Source organism: Asaia lannensis NBRC 102526 (assembly GCF_024054035.1).
Taxonomy (GTDB): Bacteria; Pseudomonadota; Alphaproteobacteria; order Acetobacterales; family Acetobacteraceae; genus Asaia; species Asaia lannensis.
On record NZ_JAMXQU010000002.1, the window covers coordinates 1 to 22,508 of the forward strand.

At 59.1% G+C, this 22,508-nt stretch carries 22 protein-coding genes and 1 tRNA gene; 16 read left to right on the top strand and 7 right to left on the bottom strand.

The genetic code is table 11. The features are described from left to right. Nucleotides 1-247 precede the first annotated feature (247 nt). Both NF685_RS02545 and NF685_RS02550 read right to left on the bottom strand, forming a co-directional pair. Nucleotides 248-2,524 carry a TonB-dependent receptor gene (locus NF685_RS02545; RefSeq protein ID WP_252848801.1) on the bottom strand — a complete coding sequence of 759 codons (2,277 nt, stop codon included), beginning with the start codon at nucleotides 2,522-2,524 and terminating at the stop codon, nucleotides 248-250. Nucleotides 2,525-3,553: 1,029 nt separating this feature from the next. Then, nucleotides 3,554-3,627: transfer RNA gene (locus tag NF685_RS02550), tRNA-Gln, on the bottom strand. Nucleotides 3,628-3,830: 203 nt separating this feature from the next. Between NF685_RS02550 and NF685_RS02555 the strand changes: the two genes are divergently transcribed. Together NF685_RS02555 and NF685_RS02560 are read left to right on the top strand one after the other, a co-directional pair. Next, a complete protein-coding gene (locus NF685_RS02555; RefSeq protein WP_252848488.1) occupies nucleotides 3,831-4,976 on the top strand; it encodes a Ppx/GppA phosphatase family protein in 1,146 nt (381 codons plus the stop codon). After that, nucleotides 4,973-5,770, top strand: a complete 798-nt coding sequence (locus NF685_RS02560; RefSeq protein WP_252848489.1) for an RlmE family RNA methyltransferase — start codon at nucleotides 4,973-4,975, stop codon at nucleotides 5,768-5,770. Before NF685_RS02555 ends, NF685_RS02560 begins: the two co-directional genes overlap by 4 nt. 30 nt (nucleotides 5,771-5,800) lie before the next feature. Here the strand turns inward: NF685_RS02560 and NF685_RS02565 are convergent, their stop codons facing one another. After that, the gene (locus NF685_RS02565; protein WP_252848490.1) at nucleotides 5,801-6,736 is read right to left on the bottom strand and encodes an ROK family protein; all 936 of its coding nucleotides are present in this window, start codon (nucleotides 6,734-6,736) and stop codon (nucleotides 5,801-5,803) included. 132 nt (nucleotides 6,737-6,868) lie between these two features. On the opposite strand from NF685_RS02565, the gene NF685_RS02570 reads away from it, so the two are divergent. The 9 genes from NF685_RS02570 (at nucleotide 6,869) to NF685_RS02610 (ending at nucleotide 14,833) form a co-directional block, all read left to right on the top strand. Beyond that, a complete protein-coding gene (locus tag NF685_RS02570) occupies nucleotides 6,869-7,138 on the top strand; it encodes a sulfurtransferase TusA family protein (protein WP_252848491.1) in 270 nt (89 codons plus the stop codon). A gap of 121 nt (nucleotides 7,139-7,259) precedes the next feature. Beyond that, on the top strand, nucleotides 7,260-7,520 hold the full coding sequence (locus NF685_RS02575) for an exodeoxyribonuclease VII small subunit (protein ID WP_222547666.1): 261 nt from the start codon (nucleotides 7,260-7,262) through the stop codon (nucleotides 7,518-7,520). Nucleotides 7,521-7,600: 80 nt separating this feature from the next. Then, entirely contained in the window at nucleotides 7,601-8,437 is an 837-nt protein-coding gene (locus NF685_RS02580) for a polyprenyl synthetase family protein (RefSeq protein WP_252848802.1), read from the top strand. A gap of 4 nt (nucleotides 8,438-8,441) precedes the next feature. Then, a complete protein-coding gene (gene dxs, locus NF685_RS02585; protein ID WP_222547668.1) occupies nucleotides 8,442-10,436 on the top strand; it encodes a 1-deoxy-D-xylulose-5-phosphate synthase in 1,995 nt (664 codons plus the stop codon). Next, complete coding sequence (locus tag NF685_RS02590; protein WP_252848492.1) at nucleotides 10,436-11,173, top strand: TlyA family RNA methyltransferase; 738 nt, start codon at nucleotides 10,436-10,438, stop codon at nucleotides 11,171-11,173. The genes dxs and NF685_RS02590 overlap by 1 nt, the downstream gene beginning before the upstream one ends. A gap of 162 nt (nucleotides 11,174-11,335) precedes the next feature. Beyond that, nucleotides 11,336-12,529 (top strand): 23S rRNA (adenine(2503)-C(2))-methyltransferase RlmN, encoded by a 1,194-nt coding sequence (rlmN, locus tag NF685_RS02595; protein ID WP_222547670.1) that lies wholly within the window; start codon nucleotides 11,336-11,338, stop codon nucleotides 12,527-12,529. 96 nt (nucleotides 12,530-12,625) lie between these two features. After that, the gene (locus NF685_RS02600; RefSeq protein ID WP_252848493.1) at nucleotides 12,626-13,855 is read left to right on the top strand and encodes an argininosuccinate synthase; all 1,230 of its coding nucleotides are present in this window, start codon (nucleotides 12,626-12,628) and stop codon (nucleotides 13,853-13,855) included. A 23-nt stretch (nucleotides 13,856-13,878) separates the two neighbouring features. Continuing rightward, nucleotides 13,879-14,367, top strand: a complete 489-nt coding sequence (locus tag NF685_RS02605; RefSeq protein WP_222547672.1) for an FKBP-type peptidyl-prolyl cis-trans isomerase — start codon at nucleotides 13,879-13,881, stop codon at nucleotides 14,365-14,367. A gap of 10 nt (nucleotides 14,368-14,377) precedes the next feature. Further along, nucleotides 14,378-14,833 carry a c-type cytochrome gene (locus NF685_RS02610; protein ID WP_252848494.1) on the top strand — a complete coding sequence of 152 codons (456 nt, stop codon included), beginning with the start codon at nucleotides 14,378-14,380 and terminating at the stop codon, nucleotides 14,831-14,833. 101 nt (nucleotides 14,834-14,934) lie between these two features. On the opposite strand, the gene NF685_RS02615 is transcribed toward NF685_RS02610, so the two are convergent. Beyond that, nucleotides 14,935-15,468, bottom strand: coding sequence for a thymidine kinase (locus NF685_RS02615; protein WP_252848495.1), 534 nt, complete (start codon nucleotides 15,466-15,468; stop codon nucleotides 14,935-14,937). A 123-nt stretch (nucleotides 15,469-15,591) separates the two neighbouring features. On the opposite strand from NF685_RS02615, the gene trpS reads away from it, so the two are divergent. Both trpS and NF685_RS02625 read left to right on the top strand, forming a co-directional pair. After that, complete coding sequence (gene trpS, locus NF685_RS02620) at nucleotides 15,592-16,587, top strand: tryptophan--tRNA ligase (protein ID WP_252848496.1); 996 nt, start codon at nucleotides 15,592-15,594, stop codon at nucleotides 16,585-16,587. A 67-nt stretch (nucleotides 16,588-16,654) separates the two neighbouring features. Further along, complete coding sequence (locus tag NF685_RS02625; protein WP_222547675.1) at nucleotides 16,655-17,071, top strand: secondary thiamine-phosphate synthase enzyme YjbQ; 417 nt, start codon at nucleotides 16,655-16,657, stop codon at nucleotides 17,069-17,071. Nucleotides 17,072-17,185: 114 nt separating this feature from the next. On the opposite strand, the gene NF685_RS02630 is transcribed toward NF685_RS02625, so the two are convergent. Genes NF685_RS02630 through NF685_RS02640 form a run of 3 tightly spaced genes read right to left on the bottom strand, consistent with a single transcriptional unit; the run spans nucleotide 17,186 to nucleotide 19,904 of the window. After that, the gene (locus NF685_RS02630; RefSeq protein ID WP_252848497.1) at nucleotides 17,186-17,923 is read right to left on the bottom strand and encodes a ribonuclease T2 family protein; all 738 of its coding nucleotides are present in this window, start codon (nucleotides 17,921-17,923) and stop codon (nucleotides 17,186-17,188) included. Next, nucleotides 17,920-18,786 (bottom strand): S-formylglutathione hydrolase, encoded by an 867-nt coding sequence (fghA, locus tag NF685_RS02635; RefSeq protein ID WP_289847355.1) that lies wholly within the window; start codon nucleotides 18,784-18,786, stop codon nucleotides 17,920-17,922. The genes NF685_RS02630 and fghA overlap by 4 nt, the downstream gene beginning before the upstream one ends. Next, entirely contained in the window at nucleotides 18,783-19,904 is a 1,122-nt protein-coding gene (locus tag NF685_RS02640; protein ID WP_222547678.1) for an S-(hydroxymethyl)glutathione dehydrogenase/class III alcohol dehydrogenase, read from the bottom strand. The genes fghA and NF685_RS02640 overlap by 4 nt, the downstream gene beginning before the upstream one ends. Before the next feature lie 133 nt (nucleotides 19,905-20,037). On the opposite strand from NF685_RS02640, the gene NF685_RS02645 reads away from it, so the two are divergent. From NF685_RS02645 to NF685_RS02655, 3 genes are all read left to right on the top strand, one after another. Next, the gene (locus tag NF685_RS02645) at nucleotides 20,038-20,913 is read left to right on the top strand and encodes a bestrophin family protein (RefSeq protein WP_252848498.1); all 876 of its coding nucleotides are present in this window, start codon (nucleotides 20,038-20,040) and stop codon (nucleotides 20,911-20,913) included. Between the two features lie 89 nt (nucleotides 20,914-21,002). Continuing rightward, nucleotides 21,003-21,593: a CarD family transcriptional regulator gene (locus NF685_RS02650; RefSeq protein ID WP_222547680.1), complete on the top strand. Its 591-nt coding sequence runs from the start codon at nucleotides 21,003-21,005 to the stop codon at nucleotides 21,591-21,593. A gap of 99 nt (nucleotides 21,594-21,692) precedes the next feature. Then, nucleotides 21,693-22,493 carry a glucose 1-dehydrogenase gene (locus NF685_RS02655; RefSeq protein ID WP_222547681.1) on the top strand — a complete coding sequence of 267 codons (801 nt, stop codon included), beginning with the start codon at nucleotides 21,693-21,695 and terminating at the stop codon, nucleotides 22,491-22,493. Nucleotides 22,494-22,508 lie beyond the last annotated feature (15 nt).

Sequence of the window (22,508 nt, forward strand, 5' to 3'; positions counted from 1 at the left end):
AATTTTCAAAGAACCCTACCTAACTCACTGATCTTACTCAGTCTTTCAGGCAGTCGCCGCGGCGTGTTCCGCTGCGGTGAACGGGCTTTTAGACCCCATACCCAACACCGTCAACATATAATTTCAGAAAAATGACACCAAACACAGAAAAACTTTCCAGTCGGTCGACTATGCAGGAGCAGACCTGACACGAAAAAAAAGGGAGGGGGCTGAGCCCCCTCCCCCGCCATGGCCATGAAGCGTCAGATCAGAAATCGACGCTCGCGGTGCCGCCGACGAAGAATGGCGAAGCAACATAATAGGTCGAGCTGCCTGCTGCGATCTTGCTACCGTAGACACCTGTGGTGGCTTTACCGTTGGCGGTCACGCCATTCACAAAACCAAGGTAGTGATTGTTCGTGATGTTCTGCAGGTTGAGCTGCAGGACCGGGTTTTTCATGAAGCCGAAGCTCCTGAAGCGATAGCCGGCATGGACATCCATCGTGACGTAGCTCGGGATCGAGGTGTCGTTGTTGAACGTGGAATACTGCTTGCCAACATATTTGAGAGCAAACCCGCTGAACAGATGCCCGTCATCGTAATCGAGGTTGAAAGCGACCTGTTGCTGCGGGGTCTGAGGGGCGAACTTGCCCTTGCTCCGCACATAGTCGCTACCACTCCCGGCGGCGACATTGCTGTCGGTACGCGCATTGATGTACTCGGCCGAGATATACGGGCGCAAATGGTAGAGGATCGGGCGTGTACCGATTTCGAAATCGACGCCATCGGCATGCGAACCGCCGCCATTGATGCTTTGCGAGTAATATGACCCGTTAGGGAGCACGACAGTCTGTGAGTAGAGACGGTTCGTGAAGTTGTAATGGAAGTAGGTGATCGTGCTGTTGAACAGCGATCCCTGATAGCGAATGCCGGCTTCTTCGGAAATCGAGATTTCCGGCTTCTGGTTCGGGTTGGCTTTGGTACTGTAACCGACACCCTTCGTATACGTGCCGGCGTCGTACAGCGACGTATTCATTGGAATACGGAAGTTGGTGGTGCCCGATGCGAAAAGCTGGAATTCATTATTGATCTTGTATCGAATCGACGCAGCAGGAAGCGGCTCGCTCCAGCTCCCGTTGATATAGGGGCCGGTTGAGGTATTCGGCAGGAAATTATGTCCCTGACGCTGGATCATCGCATATTTCAGTCCGCCTTCGAGCGTCAGACGATTGTTCAGCAGTGACAGGGAGTCATCAATGAACAGCGTATGAATGCGCGTCTGGGTCAGGGTATTGCGATATTGCGCAGTCACGCCGTTGGAAAGAACAAGGTTCGGGCCGCCGCCATATTCGTCATAAGGCTCGCCCGTTGCGGGGTTGACCAGGCTATAGGGCGAGGTCTGGATCTGTTTGGAATATTCGAACCAGTATCCGACCATCAGGCGGTTCGCCCCCGTATGAAGTGCCAGCTTGGTCACAGCACCGGGGCGGAACGTCTGCGTATTGGACGGATTATAAAGCAACAGGCTCTTTGTGTTCGACGGATTATATTGGCCGATCGAACTCGAAAGGGTCTGCGCGCCGTATTGTTGGCTGCTCAGGCTCTCATTATAGGCACCGCCACCATTGCCGTTACCATACCAGAAATACGGTGTCTCGGTCAGGGTCAGATGATCGGTCAGAGTAAACGTCGACGGAGCGCTGGCGTAGATATTTGTAAAAGGATTGGGATGGAGCTTGTAATAGTTCGCGCTTGGGCTTTTGGGGTTCCACTTTGATTCGTACGTATAGGTCGTCCCGTATTTCTGCCAGTTTGCGAGAGACATAGAGGGGAAGAGCGTGCTGTCGCTCTGATTGCCGACAATGGCCAGCGCAATACGGTTCCCCTGCCCCCACTCGTTGACCCATTTCGTCTCACCGTGCAGCTTCTTCTGCGCACCGGGTCCGCGCCATGAATCTTCATGGGCGGCTGAAAAGGATATGTAGCCTTTGAGATGGGTAGTGCCGATACGACCGGTGTCGACACGGCCGAAAATCCTGCGCGAATTATAGCTGCCATATGTTCCGTCGACATGACCGCTAAACTTGTCGGTCGGGTCGAGCAGATACATATTCACGGCGCCGCCCGAGGCACTGATATGCGGGCTGTCCAGATCGGCCGATCCCTGCTCGACATTGATCGTTCGCAGGTTCTCGGAATCGACGATCTCCTGCGGATAAACGGCGTAGTTGCCGATATCGTTAATCGGGAAGCCTTCAAGCGTGAATCCGATCTGACTCGCATTGAGGCCACGCAGGGTCAGATTGCCGCCATTGAGGCCGAGAGGATCTACCGACGTCGTGTTCACGCCCGGAAGCATCGCAATAAGCTGCATCGGGTTGAGTCCCGGCGTCTGCTTGGCGATGAATTCCTGCGTAACCGTCGAACGCGACTTAGCAGCATCTTCATGCACCATCATACCACCGCCCGGTGACGTATGACGGCTGGCGCGAACCTGCACTGTCTCGCTTCGCGCAGCATCCGTTGGCGCAGTAGACCCCATCATGGATGGACCGTCATCACTGACAGAATGCCGCTTACCGGAAGTCGACACATGCTGCGCATCGGGATTATTCTTCTTCCCCTCCTGCGCCTGGGCAATCGACACCTGCAGGGCAAGGAGAGACGTCGCACAAAGACAATAACGAGCTCTGAAACGCATTATTTTTCCTGAAATCGGTACTGGAATGATAACGAATTTTATTGGGTACTCACGGTTTCTAGCATGGTTCGTTAAAAATCGTTATGAAATTTTGATGACGATACGAACCGAGTTTTCGGTTTCATTTCAGTTACATAAGCAGGAAGACAAGAATTGTGTGATGAAAAGATCAACCGACAAACGTTAATGTCTTTTCATGGAGTAAGACGCTTACGTACGCTTTTTACGCCCGTTCCGTAGTATCCGAGACAATTCGCAAAGGCACGATATTGTGCCCAGTTCCGATAAAAGAGCTTTGCGGGAATTCCTGAACAGGAATGTTGCGGCTTTAAACGAAATTTTAGCGTGATGCCGGCGAGCAGAAGTTCTGCACAAGCTGCCGATACTGCGGCGCCCATGACACCCTCAAACGCCGCGCAACAATATCAAAGCGGGCGAATCGGATGCTCGGCGTCATCGAAACACTTTCCGCATTTCACCCCCCCCCCCCCAACTTAGAGGCGCTCACGCTTCGTTCCTGAAGCAAGCACAGTTACGACGAGTGGATACATCGAACCTCGGACTGTACAGCCGGACTGACGGCCGTCACTGCCCGTTCATCCGCCAGACAATCAACGTGGATCGGTACAAGGGTGAAAACACGCATCGTGCCCGCTGCATGTGCAAAGGAACAGATCTGAGCGTGAGCCGTCAGCAACAACCAAGCGCACGAGAAGAGAGAGCGCAAATGCACGCGACGGGCGAACGCTGACATAAGGCGCAAAAGACGCGCTCAATCAGGGCACTTTCACACAATCAGGAAAAGCACTTTTCGCACAGATCGAGTGCGTATGCATTCCTGAGAGCAGTATTTTCATTTTCAGGAAGCAAGGCTGGCTGGGGGACCTGGATTCGAACCAGGGCTGACCGGGTCAGAGCCGGTAGTTCTACCGCTAAACTATCCCCCAGCATCTTTGCAGAAGCTGTTTGCCTTGCGGTGGCGGTGAATTAGCACCCTCCCCCACCCCCTGCAACCCCCCTTCAGGCATTTTTTTTCACAAAACTGACACTGCGCGCTCACAAAGCCCTTGCTGCACCCTTCTCAGATCAGCACATTGATTTTGACACAAGATTTCCGGCGCGTTCGGACTGAACAAAGGGGGGGACGAATATGGGCTACAGCCAGAGCGATGCGACATCGTCCCTGTCTCACGATGCCACGCCGCGCCATTTTGCTGCGCTCGATCTCGGCACCAATAACTGCCGTATGATGATCGCCAGGCGCAGCGGACACGGCGTGCAGGTGCTCGACCGTCAGAATCGTATGGTCTGCCTGGGTGAAGGACTTATCCAGACCGGAGAGCTCAGTGTAAATGCGATGGATCGTGCCGTGCGTACGCTCGAAGGCTACGCTGCCCGCATGGAGGGGCTGCCGTTTCTTCAGGTCAGGGCCGTTGCCACTGAGGCGTGCCGTAGAGCGATGAACCGGGAGTCCTTTCTCTCACGGGTCAAGCAGCAGACGGGCCTCTCGCTTGAGATCATTTCTCCGCGTGAGGAAGTCGAGCTGGCAGTCGAAGGTTGCCGAACCCTGCTCCATCGTGACCGCGGCAGTAATCAACGCGCAATCGTATTCGACATAGGCGGAGGATCGACCGAAATCGCCTGGCTGCGCCTCGATCCGGAGTCTCATGAGCATGAGGTGGTGGGGCTGGTAAGCCTGCCCTATGGTGTCGTTACCCTGTCCGAGCAGTTCGGCCGTTCGCGCAATGCAGGGGCAAGATCCGATAGCGCGGCGCATTACGAAGATATGGTGCGCCTTGTGCAAGAGCCTCTTCTTGCGTTCGAGCGCGTCCATCAGATCGGGCGCGAAATGCAGCGCGGTGCCGTACAGATGCTTGGAACCAGTGGTACGGTCACGACACTTGCAAGCATGGCGCAGAATCTCCCGCGTTACAGCCGTCACGCGGTCGACGGATTCACGCTCACGTCGCGCGCGGCTCATGATGCTATCGGTCTTGTGCGACAGTCATTTGCAGGCGGAGGAGACCGCCCCGTCGGTCTTTCGGCCGACCGACAGCATTTCATGCTGCCCGGCTGCGCAATTTTCGACGCGATTCACCGTCTGTGGCCGTCGGAGCAGATCACCGTGGCCGATCGCGGCCTGAGAGACGGGATGGTTGCGCGCATGGCGCTGCAGGCACGCCACTCACGCTTGTCTGGAGCCGGAGAGGCGACACGTCGTCCTCCCCCGTCGCGGCGGCATCAGACGAATTATCGTGGCCATCCGGCATCGTCTTCCTTTATGGGACGGGCATGAGCAAAGACAGTGACAAACGCGGCCGCAAAAGCGGAAAGACAACCGAGAGACGCATCCCCGGCAAGGCTCTCAAGAGTTCGGCATCACCGGGTGAGACAGATAGCGCTCTCGATGGCAGCTCCGTGCAGACCGCGCGTAACAAGACCATCATGCTGCGCACCGCACGCGGCCGATCGACAGCCCAGCAACGCTGGCTGAACCGACAGCTGAACGATCCCTATGTTGCAGCGGCGCGCAAGCAGGGCTGGCGGTCACGCGCAGCTTTCAAGCTGATCGAGATCGACGACCGGCTCAAGCTGATCAAACCGGGTATGAAGATCATCGATCTGGGTGCTGCCCCCGGCGGATGGACGCAGGTCGCCGTCAAGCGTGGTGCCAGTGCCGTTGTCGGGCTCGATCTGCTTCCGGTCGACCCGGTGAGCGACGCCACGATCATCGAAGGTGATTTCACCGATCCGGAAATGCCTGCACGACTGATCGAGCTTCTGGGCGGTCCTGCCGATCTCGTTCTGTCGGATATGGCGCCCAACACGACAGGCCATGCCCCGACAGATCATCTGCGCATTATGGGCCTTGCCGAAGGCGCGCTCGATTTTGCGATGCAGGTTCTGGCACCCGGTGGCGGTTTTGTCGCCAAGGTGTTCCAGGGCGGGTCGGAACGTCAGATGCTCGAACCGATGAAGCTCGCATTCTCCAGCGTTCGTCATCTCAAACCCCCTGCATCGCGCAAGGAGTCGAGCGAACTCTATGTGGTGGCGACCGGATTTCGCCCCGATCGCCTCAAGCAGGACTGAAGAACGTCCTGCCGATCCCCTGACGATTGCTTATTCGGCGACATCCCACAGCCAGGCGGCACCACGCACGCCTGAGCTGTCGCCATGCTTGTTGCGCACGATCGGTGTCGTGCAGGTGGGGGTGATTACATGACGGGCGAGAAGCGGCGGTACACGCTCATAAATGCTGTCGAGATTCGACACGCCACCACCCAGCACGATGATATCGGGATCGAGGAAGTTGATCGCCATGGCGCAAGCGCGTGAGAAACGATCCATGTAACGGTCGAGCGCACCGATAGCGGCAATATCGCCATTGGCCGCAGCCTCTTCGATACCGGCTGTGTTGTGATGTCCGACGCCTTTCCAGTCCTTGGCCAGTTCCGGCCCGCACAGATAGCGCTCGAGACAACCTTCATTGCCGCAGAAGCATTTGGGCAGCGGGAACTCTTCAAGTCGCGTCCAGGGCAAGGGCGTATGACCCCACTCACCTGCAATGCTGTGACGACCGCCGATCACCTTGCCGTCCACGACAATGCCTGCCCCCATGCCCGTGCCGATAATAATACCGAACACGGTGCGATTGCCTGCACCTGCCCCATCGGCCGCCTCGGACAGTGCGAAGCAGTTCGCGTCATTCTCGACACGAACGGAGCGGTTCAGGGCACGATCGAGATCGATGCCGAAAGGCTGGTTATTGAGCCATGTCGCGTTCGCGTTCTTGATCAGGCCGGTTTCGGGGGAGATGGACCCCGGAATGCCGATACCGAGCGTCGAGCTGAGCTGGCCGGGCGCGGCGAGATGAGACGCGACACTGCCAAGACGCTGATCAACACTGGCAACCAGATCGCGCACTGCAATCACAGCGTCTTCGTAAATTCCCGGGTTCGGAACGCGTTCGCGCAGTTTCAGATCGCCTGCGCGATCGAGAACTGCGATTTCGATTTTCGTCCCACCGAAATCGATGCCGAGGCGATAATCAGCCATCTCATGCCTTACTGATGTTGCTTCTGAAAACTGCGGCGCATGTTGCGGACGAATACGGTCCGAGTAAAGATCTATCGGTCGCACAGCGCGCAACCTTGAAACACATAGGGCCGTGCGCGCATAGTCCCCACCATGACGACCTCCGCTTCAGAAACCCTGCTCGATGTGCGCGGCATGGCATGCCCGCTTCCGGTGCTGCGCGCGCATCGAAGCCTCAAAACCCTTCCGTCAGGCGCTCGCCTGCGCGTTCTCGCAACGGACCGGGCCAGTGTCGCCGAATTTCAGGCATTCTGTCGCGAAACGGGGCATGCTCTGGTTGCCTTGTCCGAAGAGGGCGAGACGCTTTCCTTCGTGATACGTCGCAAAATGGACACAGCTGTGGCGGCGACTGTCACGGAATAATCATAGTCGTCTCTTCCTTGGGCTTGGATAATGGAGTGCAACGGGTTATCCCTCCATCCCATCGCGCCGTCGCTTATGGCGGCAATTTTCCGAAACAGCGGAGCGGGACGGCAGTTACGGCATGGATGCACAGCTATCACAGCTCTCTTTCGAAGATGCTCTGTCTGAGCTCGACAGGATCGTTCGCGGTCTGGAGAGCGGCCAGATGAAACTCGAGGACGCCATCAGCGCCTATGAACGCGGGGCTGCCCTGCGCCGCCATTGTGAAACAAAACTCTCGGAAGCCGAAATGCGCGTACGCGCCATCACCCAGCGTGACGGCACAACCGCTACGACGCCTCTTTCCGAGTTCGACGAGAATTCTGGCGGAAAAGCCCAATGACGACCACCTCACCTCATCTAACAGCCTCGCCAGAGGCACTGGCCAAGTCGCTCGGCACGGCGGCGAAGGCGATCGAAGCCATGATCGATCGCCTTCTGCCCATGGTGAAAGGCGACGAATCGGTTCTGATCGAAGCGATGCGCTACGCTGCCCTTGGCGGCGGCAAGCGTTTGCGCGGCTATCTCGTTACCGAAATCGCCTCGATTTTCGGCGCCGAGCCTGAAGGGGCGCTGCGTGTAGCGGCTTCGGTCGAGATGCTTCACGCCTATAGCCTGGTGCATGACGATCTGCCCGCGATGGATGACGACGATCTGAGGCGCGGCCAGCCCTCGACGCACAAGCAGTTCGATGAGGCGATTGCCATTCTGGCGGGCGATGCACTTCAGACATCGGCTTTCGAGATCCTGGCCGATGAAGCAACGCATTCGGACCCGTCCGTGCGTATCGCGCTCGTCGCCGCCCTCGCCCAGGCATCGGGTGCGGCCGGAATGGTGGGCGGTCAGGTGGTCGATATACGCGGCGAAGGTAAATCCCTCCCGCTCGATCAGGTTCGTCGCCTCCATGCCATGAAGACGGGCGCCCTGATCCGTTACGCTGCCGAGGCCGGCGCCATTCTGGGCGGCGCCACACGCGTGCAGCGCGATGCGATCATCGCTTACGGGCGCGATATCGGTACGGCTTTCCAGGTCGCCGATGACGTGCTCGACACCACAGCAAGCGCCGAGGAACTCGGCAAGACTGCCGGCAAGGACGAAGCCGCCGGAAAATCCACCTATGTCTCCCTGCTCGGGATCGATGGCGCACGGGCGGAAGCCGCACGTCTCGTCGAGCAGGCCACACAGGCCCTGAATTCTTTCGGGACCGAAGCAGCCGCGCTCAGAGCCCTGGCACACTACATCGTCGAGCGCAGGAATTAAGAGAATGAGCGATACCACCAAACCGAACAACGCTTCGTCGATCCCGACAATGGGTCGTTTCCCTCATCTCGACCGGGTCGTCATTCCCGCCGATCTGAGAAACTTCTCGACCGATCAGCTCAAGCAGCTGGCCGAGGAACTACGCTCCGAAACGGTCGATGCCGTTTCCACCACGGGCGGGCATCTCGGTGCCTCACTCGGTGTGGTCGAACTGACCGTGGCCATGCATGCGGTGTTCAACACGCCAGACGACCGCATCATCTGGGATGTCGGCCATCAGGCCTATCCGCACAAGATCCTGACCGGTCGTCGCGATCGTATCCGTACGCTGCGTCAGCCTGAAGGTCTGTCGGGCTTCACGCGCCGGTCCGAGAGCGAATACGACCCGTTCGGTGCCGCTCACTCTTCCACCTCGATCTCGGCAGGCCTCGGCATGGCGGTCGCGCATCATCTGCGCGCCACCGACGATCCGTCGTTCGAAGAGCGCAATGTGATTGCCGTCATCGGCGACGGCTCGATTTCTGCCGGTATGGCCTATGAGGCCATGAACAATGCAGCCGTTGCAGGTCCGGGCGCCAAGCGCCTGATCGTGATCCTCAACGATAACGAGATGTCCATCGCTCCGCCGGTCGGGTCGATGTCGAACTACCTGTCGCGTCTCATGACGTCGCGCCAGTTCCTCAGCCTGCGCGATCTTGCAGGCAAGCTGGCCAAGCGCCTGCCTGCCGGTCTGGAACGCACGGCCAAGCGTGCCGACGAGCTGACGCGTGGCCTGATCACAGGTGGCACGTTGTTCGAGGAACTCGGTTTCTATTATGTCGGCCCGGTCGATGGCCATGATCTGAACCAGCTCGTACCGATCCTGCGCAACCTGCGCGATACGGATGAAGGCCCGGTCCTGCTGCATGTCATCACCGAGAAGGGTCGCGGCTACAAGCCCGCCGAATCGGCTGGCGACAAATATCACGCTGTGAGCAAGTTCAATGTGGTGACGGGCGAGCAGAAGAAGGCGCCTGCCGGCCCGCCGAGCTATACCTCGGTCATGGCACGCGAATTGCTGCGTCGTGCGGAAACAGATGAGCGCATTACCGCCATCACCGCCGCCATGCCCTCGGGCACAGGTCTGGACAAGTTCGCCCAGAAGCACCCGGAACGCTTTTTCGACGTGGGTATTGCCGAACAGCATGCCGTGACCTTTGCCGCCGGCATGGCATCAGAAGGGCTGCGCCCGTTCTGCGCCATCTACTCCACCTTCCTGCAGCGCGCCTACGATCAGGTCGTGCATGACGTCGACCTGCAGAACCTGCCGGTTCGTTTTGCGATCGATCGTGCGGGGCTGGTCGGTGCCGACGGCGCGACCCATGCAGGGTCGTTCGATCTGAACTACCTGTGCTGCCTGCCGAACATGGTCGTCATGGCACCGAGCGATGAAGTCGAACTGACCCATATGACGGCAACGGCATGCATGTACGACGCCGGTCCGATCGCCTTCCGCTATCCGCGTGGCGGTGGCACCGGGCTCGACCTGCCCGAACAGGGTGAAGTGCTCGAAATCGGCCGCGGTCGCATCGTGCGTGAAGCAACACGTCAGCCCGGCACAAAGTCCGGCGTTGCCATTCTCTCGCTCGGCACGCGTCTGACCGAATCCCTCAAGGCAGCCGATCACCTTGCTGCTCAGGGTATCGCCGTGACGGTCGCCGATGCCCGGTTTGCCAAGCCCATCGACACGGATCTTGTCGAGCGCCTTGCGCGCGAACATGACGTGCTGATCACGATCGAAGAAGGCGCAGCGGGCGGCTTCAGCAGCCTCGTTGTACGTCATCTGGCCGAGACGGCACTGCTCGATCAGGTCCGGTTCCGCCCGATGGCGCTGCCTGACAGCTATATCGACCACAACCTGCCGGAAGTGCAGTATGACGAAGCCGGGCTGAATGCGCCGCAAATCGTCGCGACCGCGTTCTCCGCGCTCGGTGCGCAGACTGCCCAGCAGACGGCTTGATGGCCAAGAAGCGGGCTGACGTCCTGTTGGTCGAGCGCGGCCTCGTCGAGAGCCGCGCTCGCGCACAGGCCCTGATCATGGCGGGACTTGTTTTCAGCAAGGACCGCCGCATTGCCAAGGCGGGCGATATGCTTGCCGAGGATGCCGCGCTCGATCTGCGCGGTCAGGACCATCCCTGGGTATCGCGCGGGGGGCTCAAGCTCGATCACGCGCTGAGCCATTTCGGCCTGGATCCGAAAGGGGCAACAGCGATCGATGTCGGTGCCTCCACTGGCGGTTTCACCGATGTGCTGCTGACCAACGGTGCTGACAAGGTCTACGCCGTGGATGTCGGCCACGGCCAGCTCGCCTGGAAAATCCGTTCTGACGAACGCGTTGTGGTCATGGAAAAGACCAATGCACGTACGCTTGACGCCGCTCTTGTTCCCGACCCGGTCTCCGTTGTCGTGTGCGATGCCAGCTTCATCGGGTTGCGCACGGTGCTTCCTCCTGCCCTGTCGCTTTGCCAGCCCGGTGGCTGGGCCGTCGCGCTGATCAAACCCCAGTTCGAGGCCGGACGGGCGGAAATCGGCGCCAAAGGCGTCGTGCGCGATCCCGAAGTACATGAACGTGTCTGTGCGGAGATACGCGCCTGGTGGGAAGGGCTCGAAGGCTGGGACGTTCTCGGTATCGAAGCCAGCCCCATTACCGGCCCTGAAGGCAATCGCGAGTTCCTGATCGCGGCCCGTCGCACCTGACCCTAAGCACAAGTAAGACGGGCTAAGGGTATTCAGCCTTCGTCCGAGAGTGAGGCGGACCTCATCCCCAGCCCGCCTGATTTTCCTGTCACAGAGGCAGCAACGCTTTCCCATAGTGGTTTTGCTTGCTTTCCCGGTGCTCATTCGTGATAGAGCACCCCCATGTCCGACATCTCGACCACACTCGACCTGAACGAGCAGGAGCGCGCGCGCATCCTCGCCAAATCCGCCCTGTTTGCCCCGCCTCCGGCTGTCCTGCCTGACGGGCGACGCGACCTAGTCGGTCTGTCGCGCGAGGAGCTGATCGCTGAAATGGCCGAATTCGGCGAAAAGCCCTTTCGCGCCAAGCAGCTCTGGCACTGGATCTATCATCAGGGTGCCACAGATTTCTCCCGCATGAGCAGCATCGCCAAGCCTCTCCAGGCACGACTGGCCGAACGCTATGTCGTTGGACGCCCGGCCACCAGCCTGGAACAGACATCGAGCGACGATACGCGCAAATTCCTCTTCCGTTTCCGTGATGGTCAGGAGGCCGAGACCGTCTACATCCCCGACCGCCGTGAGGACCGGGGCGCCGTCTGTATCTCGTCACAGGTAGGCTGCACGCTGTCCTGCACGTTCTGCCATACCGGCACGCAGAAGCTTGTGCGCAATCTCGGTGCGGCAGAGATCGTCTCGCAATTCATGGCTGCACGCGATTCCTATGGCGAATGGCCCAGCCCGAAAGGTGAGACCCCTCGTCTGCTCTCAACCATCGTCCTGATGGGCATGGGTGAGCCGCTCTACAATTACGACAACGTCGCCAAGGCCATGCGTATCGTGATGGACGGCGAGGGCATCGCCCTGTCGCGCCGGCGTATCACGCTCTCGACGTCCGGCGTGGTACCCATGATGGATCGCTGTGGCGAAGAGCTGGCAGTCAATCTTGCGATCTCCCTTCATGCCGTCACCAATGATCTGCGCGACAAGATCGTGCCGCTCAACCGGAAATACCCGATCGAGGAACTGATGGCCGCGTGCCGCCGCTATCCGGCCGCTTCGAATTCGCGCCGTATCACCTTCGAATACATCATGCTGCGCGGGATCAATGACAGTGAGGCCGATGCGCGCGAACTCGTGCGCCTCATCAAAGGCCTGCCCGCCAAGGTCAATCTGATCCCGTTCAATCCCTGGCCGGGGTCCGAGTTCAAACCCTCGACACGCGAGCAGCTCCAGAAATTCGCCGCCATTGTCATGGATGCCGGTTTTGCCTCGCCGATCCGCATGCCACGCGGGCGCGATATCCTCGCTGCCTGCGGTCAGCTCAAGACCGAGAGCGAAAGACTGCGGCGCAATACGAGCGCCGAGGTAGAATAAGCGCGGACGAGCCAGCCTCCTAGGCTGGCCTCGAAGCGTGCCGGGTGATAAGAATGACTCCTTATTTGTCATTTTATCAGAGGGAAGCCTGGCTTCATGACTGCCCGGGACGTAAAGAAAGTTGTTCTCGCCTACTCGGGCGGGCTGGATACTTCCGTCATTCTGCGCTGGCTGCAGAAGGAATATGGCTGCGAGGTGGTGACCTTCACCGCCGATCTTGGCCAGGGTGAAGAACTGGAGCCCGCACGTCGCAAGGCCGAGATGTTCGGCGTCAAGGATATCTTCGTCGAGGATCTGCGCGAGACCTTCGTCAAGGATTTCGTGTTCCCGATGTTCCGCGCCAATGCGCTGTACGAAGGCCAGTATCTGCTCGGCACGTCAATCGCGCGCCCGCTGATCGCGCAGCGCCAGATCGAAATCGCCAAGATGGTCGGCGCCGATGCCGTCGCCCATGGTGCAACGGGCAAGGGTAACGATCAGGTTCGTTTCGAACTTGGCTATTATGCGCTTCAGCCCGATATCAAGGTCATCGCGCCATGGCGTGAATGGGATCTGACGTCGCGCACGAAGCTGCTTGCTTTTGCCGAGGAAAACCAGATCCCGGTCACCAAGGACAAGCGCGGCGAAGCCCCGTTCTCGGTCGATGCGAATCTGCTGCACTCGTCGTCCGAGGGCAAGATCCTCGAAGATCCCGCAATGGCCCCCGATGAGATCGTTTTCCAGCGCACGATCTCCCCGGAAAACGCACCCGATGTCGCGACCGAAATCGCCATCGATTTCTTCGAGGGCGATCCGGTAGCGCTCAATGGCGTCACCCTCTCCCCCGCCGAACTGCTGACGCGCCTCAACAAGCTCGGTCACGATAACGGTATCGGCCGTCTCGACCTGGTCGAGAACCGCTTCGTTGGCATGAAATCACGCGGTATCTATGAAACACCGGGTGGCACGATCCTGCTTACAGCACATCGCAGCATCGAATCCATCACGCTCGACCGCGAGGCCATGCACCTCAAGGACAGCCTGATGCCGCGCTATGCCGAGATTATCTATAACGGTTTCTGGTTCTCGCCCGAGCGTCACATGCTTCAGGCACTGATCGACACCAGCCAGAAATCGGTCACCGGTCGCGTGCGTCTGAAGCTCTACAAGGGCAATGTGATCTGTGTGGGTCGTGAAAGCCCGAACAGCCTGTACGACACCCGTGTCGTCACCTTCGAGGATGACGAGGGCGCCTATAACCAGATCGACGCACAGGGCTTCATCAAGCTCAATGCGCTGCGTCTGCGTCTGGGCGGTCAGATCGGTCGTACCGGCGGCAAGCCCTGATCCGAAGCGACAAGAGGTTCATCATGCGTATCACCCGCTCCATCAAGACCCTCGTCGCCGGGGCGTCCTTCCTCGCTCTCGCGGCATGCGGCGGCCCGAAAGAAGAGCCGGAGCTGACGCCTGAGCAGTTCATGGCCAAGGTCCGTGCCGAACCCGGCGTGAAGACGCTGCCCGACGGTCTGGCCTACAAGGTCCTCAAATCCGGCCCCAAGGATGGCGAACAGCCTTCCAAGGGACGCCAGATGATGCTGATCTACGAGGGCCGCCTGCCCGATGGCGGCATTTTCGACAGCTCCGAGCAGCACGGCAATGGCGCGTATATGCAGATGACGCTGGACGGGCTGGTTCAGGGCTGGATGGAAGCCCTGCCCATGATGCATGTCGGCGATACGTGGATGCTCTACGTGCCGCCCAATCTGGGTTACGGCAAACGTTCCATGGGTATCATTCCGCCCAACAGCCCGCTCGTCTTCAAGATCCAGCTTCTGGGTCTCGGCGGTCAGGAGCAGTAAAGGCCCGATCATGCGTGCGCCTCTCGTCATCACGCTTCTTGCCGCGCTCGCCCTTACCGGGTGCGGCAAGAAGAGCCCCGGGCAAAAGCTGTACGGTCCCAATTGCGGGATCTGTCATCATGGTGGCAGTGGGTTGCCGGGGGAGGTTCCGCCTCTCGTCGGCCGCCTCGATCTGATTGCCAGAACGCCAGAGGGTCGCGACTATCTTGCACGTGTCATGCTCAACGGGCTCGATGGTCCGATCGAGGCCAATGGAAGCCGCTATAACTTTTCCATGCCAAGCTTTCGTCGTCTCAATGACGAGCAGCTCGCGCTTATTCTGAACTGGCTGATTTCACGTGGCGCGACAAAACCCGCACCGGAAATCACCCCTCAGGAACTGGCGAAGGCCAGACAGGAAGAAATCGGCTCCAATCGCGTCCACGCCATCCGTGAAGCGCTGTCCGCCAAAGGTCAGATACCATAACGCGTCGCATCGGGCTGTCTCCGCGTCAACGGAACAGCCCGGAATGCCGCGCCCCTGTTCGGGATCCGATGCGAGCCAAGCACCCTGCGTAAGGACGGTGTTTACGAGGGTGCTGTCCAGTGCCTGTCGCAGCGTGCCTCGTAAAGTTCCTCGTCCCCCGTTTCGAGAATCTGTCCTGTCTGTCGCTTTTTGGCGGTCCACATGGCGGGACCGTTGCACACATGGCAGCGCGCCTGAAGGCTGACATAGCGATCCGCCATATCGCGTAGCCGCGCCATGACAATGAAATCCTCACGCAGAAAATCCGTGTCGAGCCCTGCGACGCTGACATCGATCCCAGATGCAAGTGCTGATTCGATATCGGCCACGACATCGCCCGTATAATGCGGCGCAATCATGAAATGCCCCTCATCGAGCAAAATATGATGGAAATCCCGGCCATCTGCAGGCCACGAGGAAACGGAACGCGCAGGGCGTGTCAGACCTGTGCGGCTGTGAATACGCGCCCCGGATCGGGTGTCGAACGCAGGCGCAAGGCACAGAACGGTATCATCCTGCGGGGTGTCGGCCAGAAGATGCGCCGATTTTCCGGCAAACATCGGCCCCGCATAAACTGTCAGAATTCCCCGTCTCACCCTGTCCTCCCCCTGCATTCTCACGAAGGCCGCCTCGCATGGGGGATGCCCTTACAAGCTATTGCACGGGACGGGCAATCTTTCCCCTTGACCGTTTTCGGAGCCCATTCGACAAGAACGGTCATGCAACGCGTATTTTCCGGCATTCAGCCGACAGGTGTCCCCCAGCTTGGCAATTATCTCGGCGCGATCCGCAACTGGGTCCGCCTGCAGGACGATCATGACTGTGTGTTCTGCCTTGTGGACATGCATGCCCTCACCGTGTTCCGTGAGCCGGAACAGCTGCGTCAGGACAGTCTGGCACAGGCCGCCTGTCTGATCGCCTCGGGGATCGATCCGCAAAAGCATGTTCTGTACAATCAGTCCGCCGTGAGCGCCCATGCGCGCCTGGGATGGATTTTCAACTGTGTTGTGCGTCTGGGCTGGCTCAACCGCATGACGCAGTTCAAGGAAAAAGCCGGCAAGGACAGAGAGCAGCATTCAGCCGGGTTGTTCGTCTATCCGGCGCTCATGGCGGCGGATATCCACGCATTTCATGCCACACGCGTTCCGGTGGGCGAGGATCAGAAGCAGCATCTCGAGATCGCCAACGATATCGCAGCGAAATTCAATCACGATTACAAGGTCGATTTCTTTCCGACGATCGAACCGCTCATTCCGCCCTCTGCCGCACGCGTCATGAGCCTGCGTGACGGCACCAAGAAAATGTCCAAATCGGACCCATCCGCCCAGTCCCGTATCGAACTCACCGATACCGCCGATGACATTGCGCTCAAGATACGCAAGGCAAAGTCCGATACGGAAGCCCTGCCATCGGAAGCGGACGGCCTCGTCGAGCGGCCGGAAGCGCGCAATCTGGTAACGATCTACGCCGCGATGGCGGACCAGAGCATCGATCAGGTTCTCTCGCGCTTTGGCGGACAGGGTTTCGGACCGTTCAAGTCGGCTCTTGCCGAACTTCTGGTCGACAAGCTGGCGCCGGTTGCTGAAGAGACACGCCGTCTGCTTGAAGATCGTGCCCATCTCGAGCAGATCCTGCGCGATGGCGCACAGCGTGCCAATGCAATTGCCGAACCTATCGTCACCGAAGCCGAACGCCTTGTAGGCTATCTGCGCTGACCGCTCCTCTCTCCCCAGCCTCTGTTCCGGCACGAGGCAGGGGATCGACCCAACGACAGGAGACAACATGAAACAGGCGTTCCACCGTCTCTCCGTACGCACACGCGGCAAGGGACTGACGATGATCACATCGCCCATCGTCGAATGGGTCGCTGAAAGCGGAATACAGGATGGCTTGCTGACCCTGTGGTGCCGCCATACCTCGGCATCCCTCATCGTGCAGGAAAATGCCGATCCTACGGTGCAGCAGGATATCAACAGCTACTTCGAGGACCTCGTTCCCGAAACGCGCAGCTATCGTCACGATTATGAAGGGTCGGACGATATGCCCGCCCATATACGTTCCGTCCTGACCAATGTGCAGCTCACCATCCCCGTCATGGGTGGTCGACCTGTGCTCGGTACGTGGCAGGGAATCTATCTGTTCGAGCATCGCCGCGCGTCTCATGGACGCGAGATCGTTTTGCATCTTCTCGGGGACTGAAGCCCGGCGCGGCGCCCCCGGTATGGAACGCCTCTTGCACAGTATGCCTCTTGCCTGAAGTGCTCCCCCGTCGGGCATCCCGTCTCATGGGGAACGCCGACAGGGAAACCGGTCCTACCAGCGCTTGATCCAGAAATGCGCAGGGCAATTATCCTGTATCTGGGGTGAGGACAGATAACTTTGCGCTTCGGGGAAACGGTCCATTTTCGCAGGATCGAGCGTGAACCAGAGCTGCGTAAGAACAACACGCCCTTCATGATCGATGCCGCATTGCAGTTGCAAGGCTCTGGGTTGATCGCTCTGCGTAGCCTTGTGGAAAAACGCCATCAGCTCGTCATGCGCAGCCAGCGTGCCGGCACGACCCGCGAGATAATATGCGACAGGAGAATGTGCAAAACGCAGCCTGAGGGCACTGGCCTGCGCAAAGAACGGACCGGGCGCATAACCGAAACATGCGCCATGTTTCACCCATTCATGCTCGACCAGCGAATGCTGCGTGTGAGGCACGATACGGGCAAGCGTCGCCCGCATGGGGTCGTCCAGCACGGGCGGCGACGCCTCGGTGCCAAACAGACTGCATCCCTCGCGCCACCACTGCTCGACCGGAACATTTCGGGCCTCGAGCGTGTGAGGCTCCGACGCCCACAGACCATGTAACCCGATCAGCGGCGTTCTCGGCTGATCGGCCAGACAGCCTTGGCCAACGGTGCAAAATCCCGGCTGCCATGTGAGGGCAAGCGTGTTGTGGTCGAAATCGCCATGCGCGAGCGGCGTCAGGGCGCCGGACGGTGGGGCATTGCCGTGGCAGGCCGTCAGCGCGAGGGCAATCAGCCAGACGAGTTTGCGTTTCATGATGCGGCTCCAAGCACGCGGACATGATGCGCCACATGCTCGGCAATCACACTCTGGATGAACCAGTATGAGTGATCGTAGCCGTCATGATAGCGAAGCCTGAGAAACTGACGGGCGGCCGATGCCGCATCTTCAAACAGGTCCGGCTGCAATTCGCGTGCCAGAAACTGGTCGGCGGTCCCCTGGTCGATCAGGATCTCACAGGGGTGTTTTCTGCCCGATTGCAGCAGCGACACAGCATCCCACTCAGCCCATCTTGCCTTGTCGGTACCGAGATAGGCCGTAAACGCCTTCTCGCCCCACGGAACCACCGATGGATGAACGATCGGTGCCAACGCACTGACGGACCGCCACAACGCGGGGCGATGCAGCCCATGAACCAGCGCGCCATGTCCACCCATGGAGTGCCCCATAATACCGAAAGGCGCATCCGCAAGCCCCGGGAAAGTCCGTATGAGCGCCGGAAGCTCGTCGCTCACATAACTCCCCATACGGTAATGCGCCGACCAGGGTTTCTGCAGCGCATCCAGATAAAATCCTGCGCCGGTTCCCAGATCGTAGGATTCATCCTCGCCCGGCACATGCGCCCCTCTCGGCGAGGTGTCTGGCGCCACCAGAACGAGCCCGTACGCCGCTGCTTCGCCAATGATCGTGGATTTCTGCAGGAACGTTTCATGTGTGCAGGTCAGCCCGGCAAGCAGGAACAGCACAGGGCATTTCTCCCCCCGCAGGGCCTGCGCAGGGAGAAATACCGAGAAACTGGCCTTGAGCCCCAGAGCCGATGACTGATGGGCATAGGTTCTCACCTCGCCCTCATGACAGCGCTGGGCAGAAACAATTTCCAAGGTCGTGTCCGAACTCATGAGTCGAATTCCACGACCGAACGGATCGACTTGCCCTGACTCATCAGCTCGAACCCGTAATTGATCTCCGAGAGTTTGAGATGCTGTGTGATGAGCGAGTCGATGTTGATACGTCCCTCCATATACATATCGACAATCTTGGGGACATCCGTACGACCGCGTGCACCGCCGAAAGCGGAGCCGATCCAGCGCCTGCCCGTCACGAGCTGGAACGGGCGTGTGCTGATCTCCTGACCCGAACCGGCAACGCCGATAACGCAGGATACGCCCCAGCCGCGATGGGCACATTCCAATGCCTGGCGCATGAGCTTTACATTGCCGACGCATTCGAACGTGTAGTCGGCGCCGCCACCCGTCAGTTCGACAAGATGCCCGACAAGATCGCCATCCGGGCCGAGATCCTTCGGATTGACGAAATGCGTCATACCGAATTCGCGCGCGATCGCTGCGCGGTCGGGATTGAGATCGACGCCGACGATCTGGCGCGCACCGACCATCTTGGCACCCTGAATGACATTCAGACCGATCCCGCCGAGCCCGAACACGACAACAGTCGAGTTGGCTTCGACCTTGGCGGTAAACAGAACTGCACCGATCCCGGTGGTGACACCGCAACCGATATAACAGATCTTGTCGAGTGGCGCGTCGCTACGCACCTTGGCCAGGGCGATTTCAGGCAGCACAGTGAAATTCGCGAAGGTCGAACAGCCCATATAGTGATGAACGGGCTTGCCCTTGTATGAAAAGCGCGTGGTGCCGTCAGGCATCAGCCCCTTGCCCTGCGTGCTGCGTATGGACGTGCACAGATTGGTCTTGCGCGACAGACAGGACGGGCAGTTGCGGCATTCGGGCGTGTAGAGCGGTATCACATGGTCGCCGGGTTTGAGCGACGTCACGCCAGCGCCAACCTCGCGCACGATCCCTGCCCCTTCATGACCCAGAATGGCGGGAAAGAGACCTTCCGGATCGTCACCGGAGAGGGTGAACTTGTCGGTGTGGCATAATCCGGTTGCCTTGATCTCGACCAGAACTTCGCCTGCGCGCGGCCCTTCGAGCTGAACCGTATCGATTTCGAGGGGGCGTCCGGCTTCGAGCGCCAGAGCTGCGATCACATCCATACGGGTATTCTCCATCACTTCAGGGTGTTCACGATACGTCACACAACAGATGACGTTTTAATGAGTTTTATCACGGGCGTCCTGTCTAAGATGCCGCGATTGAAAGACCGAACAGTTTGAGGACCAAGCTACCTTGATCGTCGATAAGAATTACGGCCTCTGGATTTTGCTACGTGAAACGGCCGTTCCGCTGGGCATTCTGGCCCTGTGGGACCTCGTGGTCGTCATTCTCTATCAGGTTTACCATCAGGAGTGGATGGAACAGCCTACCCTTCCGATTTCACTCATGGGTTCCGCTCTCGCCCTGTTTCTGGGCATGCGCAACAATGCGGCGTATGCCCGCTGGTGGGAAGGCCGCTCGCTCTGGGGCCTGATCACCAATAACTGCCGTTCCTTCGCCCGCGAAACAGCCACCCTGCTTGGCGGACGTCCCGATCTGGCGCGCGCGATGGCGGCCTATCCCTATCTGCTGCGTACGGCGCTCTCCAATCTCGAGCAGGGCCCCGAGGCCAAACGCCTTCTCTCGCCCGAGATGTACGAACGCGTCATGTCACGCACCAACAAGCCTAACGCCCTTCTCTATGAAATTGGCCTGGGTGTTGCCGAGCAGGTCGCGCTCAAGAATATCGATGGCGCGGTCCATGGCACGGTCGATCGCATCCTGTCCGATCTCGCCAATGCGCAGGGCGGTCTGGAGCGTATCAAGAATACGCCGCTCCCTATCCAGTATTCCGTTCTGCCGCTGCTCGTCGTGCATGTCTTCTGTATCGTGCTGCCTCTCTCTGCGGTTCAGTCTCTCGGCTGGATCACGCCTCTGGGCTCCAGCCTTGTCGGCTTCCTGTTCCAGGCGCTCGACAAGAGCGGCCGTGACCTGCAGGAACCGTTCGTTCCCAGCAAACATGCGCTGCCGATGCTTACCATGTCGCGCAATATCGAAATCGATCTGCTTCAGCCGATCGGCGAGGCCGTCGGCAAACCCATAGCGGCAAGCCATGGCGTGCAGCCCTGACCACGCCCTCCCGGTTGCTTTGCATAACGCAGCCGGGATCGTTCACGAACACAAGACAAACTGTGGAATTTCTGATATGAGCCTGTGCCATGAGCACGTTCAAAACCCCTCCCAAGGGAGGCATGACAGACGCGATGGCGCGTAGCGCCGCAGCGCTGACCGCAACACAGGCTGACTCGCATGCCGGAGATGACGATCCCTTTCAGGAAGGGGATTCCATCGTCTATGCGGCACACGGTGTTGGCCGCGTCGACCGTATAGGCGTCGACGAAATCGCCGGAACGAAGCTGGAAATCATCCAGATCTCGTTCCCCGGCAACCAGATGACCTTGCGCATCCCCCTGTCAAAGGCACGCAAATCCGGCCTGCGCAAGATCGTCACGCGCGATATCGTCGACAAGGCGATGTCGATCATCAAGGGCAAGCCGCATGTCAGCAAAGGCATGTGGGCGCGTCGTGCGGTGGCCTATCAGGAAAAGATCAATTCCGGCGATCTGATCCAGATTGCGGAAGTTCTTCGCGACCTGCGACGCAATGTCGACAGTCTCGATGGCAGCTTCAGCGAACGCAAGCTTTTCGAGGCGGCACAGGAACGTTTCGTAAGCGAAGTTGCCGTGCTTGAGAACCGCGACCCGACGGCCGTTCTCCAGTCTCTGACCGAGACCATGAAAGCAGCCTGATCCCTCAGGCATCCTTTGCCGGTCAGCGGCGTTTGACCTTCCGATGTGACAGGCCAGCCCCCGCCGGGCCGGCATTTCAGACCGAAAGGACAACGCCGCGTGACGGAACAGACCAGCAAACGCTTTGCCAACAAGAAGATCCTCATCACGGGTGCTTCACAGGGCATAGGCGAAGATGCAGCCATGCATTTCGCCACCGAAGGCGCTCAGGTGGCCATTAACGGCCGCCATGCCGACAAGCTCAAACCTCTCCTTGAAAAACTTCCCAAGCCTGTCAGCGGCAATCATCTGATCGTGGCTGGCGACATGTCGGTTGAAGAAGATGTCGACCGCGTGATGAAAGAAACGATCGAGGGGTTCAACGGGCTTGACGTGCTTATCTGCAATGCCGGTATGCAGATTGAGTGCCCGTCCGAGGACATTTCACTCAAAGACTTCAATATGGTGATGGCCGTGAATGTCACGGGGGTTGTCCTGTGCGCGCGTGCAGCCCTGAAATACTGGCGCTCGAACGATCTCACGGGAAATATCATCGTCAACAGCTCGGTTCACCAGCAGATTCCCAAGCCGCATTATCTCGGTTATTCGGCAAGCAAGGGCGCAGTCGGTAACATCGTGCGCACGCTCGCGCTTGAATATGCCCGCTATGACATTCGCGTGAATGCTGTCGCGCCCGGCGCGATCGTGACACCGATCAACGACGCATGGACCAAGGACCCCGCGAAATACGAGGCCACCGCGAAGCATATTCCTATGCGACGCCCCGGCAAGTGCAGCGAGATCTCCGACGCTATGGCCTTTCTTGCCTCGTCGGAATCGAGCTATATTACGGGACAGACCCTGTTCGTCGATGGTGGGCTCACGCTTTATGCCGATTTCGAGCAGAACTGGTCATCCTGAATTCTGCGAGAAACG

Excerpts from the sequence above, each read along its gene's own strand:
- rlmN (WP_222547670.1), top strand. The coding sequence starts at position 11,336 with ATGTCCGACATCTCGACCACACTCGACCTGAACGAGCAGGAGCGCGCG.
- NF685_RS02625 (WP_222547675.1), top strand. The coding sequence starts at position 16,655 with ATGAAACAGGCGTTCCACCGTCTCTCCGTACGCACACGCGGCAAGGGA.
- NF685_RS02565 (WP_252848490.1), bottom strand. The coding sequence starts at position 6,736 with ATGGCTGATTATCGCCTCGGCATCGATTTCGGTGGGACGAAAATCGAA.
- NF685_RS02545 (WP_252848801.1), bottom strand. The coding sequence starts at position 2,524 with ATGATGGGGTCTACTGCGCCAACGGATGCTGCGCGAAGCGAGACAGTG.
- NF685_RS02575 (WP_222547666.1), top strand. The coding sequence starts at position 7,260 with ATGGATGCACAGCTATCACAGCTCTCTTTCGAAGATGCTCTGTCTGAG.
- NF685_RS02580 (WP_252848802.1), top strand. The coding sequence starts at position 7,601 with ATGATCGATCGCCTTCTGCCCATGGTGAAAGGCGACGAATCGGTTCTG.
- NF685_RS02610 (WP_252848494.1), top strand. The coding sequence starts at position 14,378 with ATGCGTGCGCCTCTCGTCATCACGCTTCTTGCCGCGCTCGCCCTTACC.
- NF685_RS02560 (WP_252848489.1), top strand. The coding sequence starts at position 4,973 with ATGAGCAAAGACAGTGACAAACGCGGCCGCAAAAGCGGAAAGACAACC.
- NF685_RS02640 (WP_222547678.1), bottom strand. The coding sequence starts at position 19,904 with ATGGATGTGATCGCAGCTCTGGCGCTCGAAGCCGGACGCCCCCTCGAA.
- fghA (WP_289847355.1), bottom strand. The coding sequence starts at position 18,786 with ATGAGTTCGGACACGACCTTGGAAATTGTTTCTGCCCAGCGCTGTCAT.
- NF685_RS02605 (WP_222547672.1), top strand. The coding sequence starts at position 13,879 with ATGCGTATCACCCGCTCCATCAAGACCCTCGTCGCCGGGGCGTCCTTC.
- trpS (WP_252848496.1), top strand. The coding sequence starts at position 15,592 with ATGCAACGCGTATTTTCCGGCATTCAGCCGACAGGTGTCCCCCAGCTT.
- NF685_RS02600 (WP_252848493.1), top strand. The coding sequence starts at position 12,626 with ATGACTGCCCGGGACGTAAAGAAAGTTGTTCTCGCCTACTCGGGCGGG.
- NF685_RS02555 (WP_252848488.1), top strand. The coding sequence starts at position 3,831 with ATGGGCTACAGCCAGAGCGATGCGACATCGTCCCTGTCTCACGATGCC.
- NF685_RS02630 (WP_252848497.1), bottom strand. The coding sequence starts at position 17,923 with ATGAAACGCAAACTCGTCTGGCTGATTGCCCTCGCGCTGACGGCCTGC.
- NF685_RS02590 (WP_252848492.1), top strand. The coding sequence starts at position 10,436 with ATGGCCAAGAAGCGGGCTGACGTCCTGTTGGTCGAGCGCGGCCTCGTC.
- NF685_RS02570 (WP_252848491.1), top strand. The coding sequence starts at position 6,869 with ATGACGACCTCCGCTTCAGAAACCCTGCTCGATGTGCGCGGCATGGCA.
- dxs (WP_222547668.1), top strand. The coding sequence starts at position 8,442 with ATGAGCGATACCACCAAACCGAACAACGCTTCGTCGATCCCGACAATG.
- NF685_RS02650 (WP_222547680.1), top strand. The coding sequence starts at position 21,003 with ATGAGCACGTTCAAAACCCCTCCCAAGGGAGGCATGACAGACGCGATG.